The organism is Burkholderia sp. Ax-1720 (assembly GCF_011753035.1).
GTDB classification, from domain to species: Bacteria; Pseudomonadota; Gammaproteobacteria; order Burkholderiales; family Burkholderiaceae; genus Burkholderia; species Burkholderia gladioli.
This window is the reverse complement of the sequence record NZ_VWWK01000324.1, coordinates 1-3,648: the sequence shown is the minus strand read 5'-3', so window position 1 is coordinate 3,648 and position 3,648 is coordinate 1. Positions and strand designations below refer to the sequence as shown.

The 3,648-nt window shown below is 70.0% G+C and carries 2 protein-coding genes and 4 pseudogenes; 3 read left to right on the top strand and 3 right to left on the bottom strand.

Features of this window, described 5'->3' with window-relative positions:
• Together F3J18_RS36100 and F3J18_RS36095 are read right to left on the bottom strand one after the other, a co-directional pair.
• Window positions 1-190 (bottom strand): annotated as a pseudogene (locus tag F3J18_RS36100) (ammonia channel protein); the annotation flags it as partial.
• 36 nt (window positions 191-226) lie between these two features.
• A complete protein-coding gene (locus F3J18_RS36095) occupies window positions 227-565 on the bottom strand; it encodes a P-II family nitrogen regulator (protein WP_006398175.1) in 339 nt (112 codons plus the stop codon).
• A 348-nt stretch (window positions 566-913) separates the two neighbouring features.
• Between F3J18_RS36095 and F3J18_RS36090 the strand changes: the two genes are divergently transcribed.
• From F3J18_RS36090 to F3J18_RS38735, 3 genes and pseudogenes are all read left to right on the top strand, one after another.
• Entirely contained in the window at window positions 914-1,171 is a 258-nt protein-coding gene (locus F3J18_RS36090; RefSeq protein WP_013699477.1) for an accessory factor UbiK family protein, read from the top strand.
• Between the two features lie 129 nt (window positions 1,172-1,300).
• A pseudogene (locus F3J18_RS38740) lies at window positions 1,301-1,708 on the top strand (magnesium chelatase domain-containing protein); the annotation flags it as partial.
• A gap of 225 nt (window positions 1,709-1,933) precedes the next feature.
• Window positions 1,934-3,049 (top strand): annotated as a pseudogene (locus F3J18_RS38735) (YifB family Mg chelatase-like AAA ATPase); the annotation flags it as partial.
• Window positions 3,050-3,394: 345 nt separating this feature from the next.
• On the opposite strand, the pseudogene F3J18_RS36080 reads toward F3J18_RS38735, so the two are convergent.
• Window positions 3,395-3,648: pseudogene (locus tag F3J18_RS36080) on the bottom strand (hypothetical protein); the annotation flags it as partial.

The window sequence follows — 3,648 nt, the reverse complement described above, 5'->3', positions numbered from 1 at the left end:
CGGTGGCCGCGGAAGCGGTGGCCGGCGCAGGTGCCGCGCTGGCGGCCGCCGGCGCGCTGGCCGTGGTATCGGAGGCCACGGCAGCCGAGGCTGCGGCGGGGGCGGACGAGGCGTCGTCGGCCATCGCGGCGCCGATCCCGGTCGCCACCAGCGAGCCGGCCATCAGCAATGACATCAAAAATTTGCGCATCTTGGGTTTCCTCTTGTCGCTTGTCGTTTTATTGACTTACAGGGCGTCGGCGCCCGTCTCCCCGGTGCGAATCCGGATAACCTGTTCGATCGGCGTGACGAAGATCTTGCCGTCGCCGATCTTCCCCGTGCGGGCCGCCCGCTCGATCGCCTCGACCGCCTGGTCGACCAGGTCGTCGGACACGGCGGCCTCGATCTTCATCTTCGGCAGGAAATCGACGACGTATTCGGCGCCGCGATAGAGCTCGGTATGGCCCTTCTGGCGGCCGAAGCCCTTCACCTCCGTCACCGTGATGCCCGAGACGCCGAGCGCCGAGAGCGCCTCGCGCGTCTCATCGAGCTTGAACGGCTTGATGATTGCGGTAATCAGTTTCATGAAGTCCTCTCGCTTTTCTGGTGGTCCGGGCGGTGGTCCGACTCACCGCGTTCCGTGGGTAGCGGGACACACTCAGCAACTCGCGTGCCATGTCGCGGTCCGAACCATCGCGCGCGCCGCCCGGCGGCCCGGAATACCCGGCCGAACGGCCAGCGCGGCGGCACTTCGCTGGCGTGCGTAATGGAAGGTTGTTAGAGTGCACGCACGTCCGGGGCATCCGGCGCGCCGCAACGGGGCGCGCGATGCCCGGAAACGGGCCGGCGGCGCGCACCAAATCCGCTCATGCGCGCCTTGTCGGCACGAACGCAACGGAATTTGCACATTTTTTGTGCAGAGAAGGGGAACACCATGAAACAACCCAGCGACGTTTTCAACGATCTGCAGTCGCGCGTCAGCGATCTGCTGAAGAATTCGCCGGCCAAGGATGTCGAACGCAACGTCAAGGCCATGCTCACCCAGGGCTTCTCGAAGCTCGACCTCGTAACGCGCGAGGAATTCGACACCCAGACCCAGGTGCTGGCCCGCACCCGCGCGCGCCTCGAGGAGCTCGAGCGCCGCGTCGCCGATCTCGAACGCAAGCTCAACGAGCGCCCCTCGGGCCTCTGATCCCCCGTCGCGGCTCCGGCCGCGACTCCCCGCAGCACCCGCCCGCGCCACGCCGGCAAGCGCGCACCCGCTCAACGGAATCCCCGAACGGCAGCCAGAGCCTCCCTCGGCCGCCTCCAGGAGTGCCCCATGTCGCTTGCCGTCGTGCGCTCGCGCGCGCCCGCTGCCGGCCGTGCGCCGGAAGTCACCGTCGAAGTCCACCTGGCCAATGGCCTGCCCTCGTTCTCGATCGTCGGCCTGCCCGACCTGGAAGTACGCGAGAGCCGCGAGCGCGTGCGCGCGGCCCTGCAGAACTGCGGCTTCGACTTCCCGGTGCGCCGCATCACCGTCAATCTGGCCCCGGCCGACCTGCCCAAGGAATCGGGACGCTTCGACCTGCCGATCGCCCTCGGCATCCTGGCCGCGAACGGGCAGTTGCCGCCCGGCGTGCTGGCCGGCCGCGAATTCGCCGGCGAGCTGTCGCTGACGGGCGCGCTCAGGCCGATGCGCGGCGCCTTCGCGATGGCTTGCGGGACGGCACGCGGGGAGCTGGCGGAAGGCCGGCGGCGCGAGGCGGCGGCAGCGAACAATGTCGGGGCGGGTGAGGACGTGGGCACCGACGAGAACATTGGTGCTGGAGAAAGCATCGATGCGGATGAGGGCGGCGCAGGTGGACGCCATGACGGCGACGCCGAAGCCGGCCAGGACGCCGCGCCGACCGGCAACGCCGGCGCCCGCCGCCGTCGCGCGCCGCGCGGCCTGCCCCCGCCATCCGGGGGACCCGAGCTGTACCTGCCGCTGGACAGCGCGGCGGAAGCCGCGCTGGTGCCGGGCGTCACCGTCTACGGCGCGCCCGACCTGCCCGCGCTCTGCGCGCACCTGGCCGGTGCCGACGAGGCGCGGCTGTCACCGATCGCCGCGCCATCGCCCGATTCAACGCCCGCAGCCAATGCTCCCGACCTGGCCGAGGTGGTCGGCCAGCAAGGCGCCAAGCGCGCATTGGAAATCGCCGCCGCGGGCGGCCATCACCTGCTGATGATCGGCCCGCCCGGCGCCGGCAAATCAATGCTGGCCGCGCGCTTGCCGGGGCTGCTGCCACCCATGACCGACGAGGAGGCGCTGGTTTCGGCGGCCCTGCTGTCGGCCAGCCGCGTGGGCTTCTCGCCCGCTTCGTGGCGGCGCCGGCCGTTTCGCACGCCGCATCACTCCTCGAGCGCGGCGGCCCTGGTCGGCGGCCGCAATCCCCCGCAGCCGGGCGAGATCACGCTGGCCCATCTAGGCGTGCTGTTCCTCGACGAGCTTCCCGAATTCGATCGCCACGTGCTGGAGATGCTGCGCGAGCCGCTCGAAGCCGGCCGCATCACGATCTCGCGGGTCGGCCTGCAGGCCGACTTCCCCGCCGCCTGCCAGCTGGTCGCGGCGATGAACCCCTGTCCCTGCGGCTGGCGCGGCGATCCCTCGGGCCGCTGCCGCTGCACGCCCGAGGTGGCCACGCGCTACCTGCGCAAGCTGTCGGGACCGCTGGTGGATCGCATCGACCTGCAGGTCGCCCTGCCCGCGCTGTCGCCCGCCGAGCTGGCCGAGCGCGGCACGCGCCCGGCCGAGGCCAGCGCGACGGTCGCGCGGCGCGTGGCGGCCGCGCGCGATCGACAACTGGCGCGCCAGGGCTGCACCAACCAGATGCTGGGCGGACGCGAGACCGATCGCTTCTGCCGCCCCGGCGCCGAGGGAGAGCGCCTGCTGCGCGAGGCCGGCGAGCGCTTCCACTGGTCGGCGCGAGCCTATTACCGGGTGCTGAAAGTTGCGCGCACGATCGCCGATCTTGCCGGCGATGCGCAGCCGGACGCCGCGCAGATCGGCGAGGCGATCCGTTATCGGCGCGCGATCGAGCTGGTTTGAGCCGAAATGCCTCGCTGTCAAGACTTGACTTATACACATTTACCGGTATCGATCACTCGCGCGGCGACGCATCGCGCGTACCCGCGAGAACGCTCGCAAGCCACTGAATCGTCAAGTGTTTTTTCCTCGCCGAATATCAATGAAACCGGTTTGAAAGCGGCGTGAAGCCGTTCTCGGGGCACGATTCGAGGGTTTGTCAACAAAGTTATCCACATCCGCTGTGGATAGCCGAAAAGCCTTGTGAAATCCGACCACTAGCGAGGTTTTCCTCGACCGCGCCTTCACTTCGTCCACACATTGCGGCAGTGCGACGCACCCTTCGGTCGCGCGCCGCGAACGCGTGCCTCAATCGAGCTTGAAGGAACCGAGGAACTGATCGAGCGCCTCGGGCGGCAGCGGCGCATCGGCGATCGCCACGGCCTGGTAGACATGCGCGCCGCGTGCGACGAGCCGGGCCACCACGGTCTTGCCGGCAGCCGCGCCCGATGCACCCACACTGCCCGATGCACCGGCCGGCTCGCCGCTGAGCCGCAGCTCGATGCCGGGCGTGCTGCCGCCGGCCGCGAGCGGCACCGCCACCTCGCGCTCGGCCGCCTGCG

Coding starts and splice junctions, on each gene's coding strand:
- F3J18_RS36095 (WP_006398175.1), bottom strand. CDS start 565: ATGAAACTGATTACCGCAATCATCAAGCCGTTCAAGCTCGATGAGACG.
- F3J18_RS36090 (WP_013699477.1), top strand. CDS start 914: ATGAAACAACCCAGCGACGTTTTCAACGATCTGCAGTCGCGCGTCAGC.